Source organism: Campylobacter sp. MIT 21-1684, from assembly GCF_026241315.1.
Taxonomy (GTDB): Bacteria; Campylobacterota; Campylobacteria; order Campylobacterales; family Campylobacteraceae; genus Campylobacter_D.
In genome coordinates, this window is record NZ_JAPHNA010000076.1 from 1 (window position 1) to 399 (window position 399).

General features: G+C 31.1%; 1 protein-coding gene. It reads left to right on the forward strand.

Going from position 1 to position 399, the window contains the following annotated elements; genetic code table 11:
• A partial coding sequence (locus OQH62_RS08635) for an ABC transporter substrate-binding protein (protein ID WP_323053666.1) occupies positions 1 to 399 on the forward strand: 399 nt, incomplete at both ends.

A 399-nucleotide genomic window follows, 5' to 3' on the forward strand; every position in this document is an offset into this window, starting at 1 on the left:
TCAGAGCTTTTTAAAGGAAACTTCAATAGCTGGGAAAAGAATTTCTTTAAATTTGGAAGAAATTTACAAGCACAATCCTGATATAATTTATATCAGTAATTTCAGCCCTTTAAGTGTCGAAGAATTGCTCAACAAACAAGAATGGCAAAATTTAGAGGCTATCAAGCAGAAAAAAGTATATAAATTTCCACTAGCTACCTACAAACCTTACCCTCCTAGCCTTGATCTTGCACCATTTTTACTTTTTCTTGCCAAACACAACCATCCAGAACTTTTTGCAAATCTTGATGTCAAAGAAGAGTATAAAAAACATTTTAAGAATTTCTATGGACTTGATTTGAATGAAAAGCAACTTGAAATGATTTTTAATCCTCCTAAAGATTCTGGAAAACTTAATTA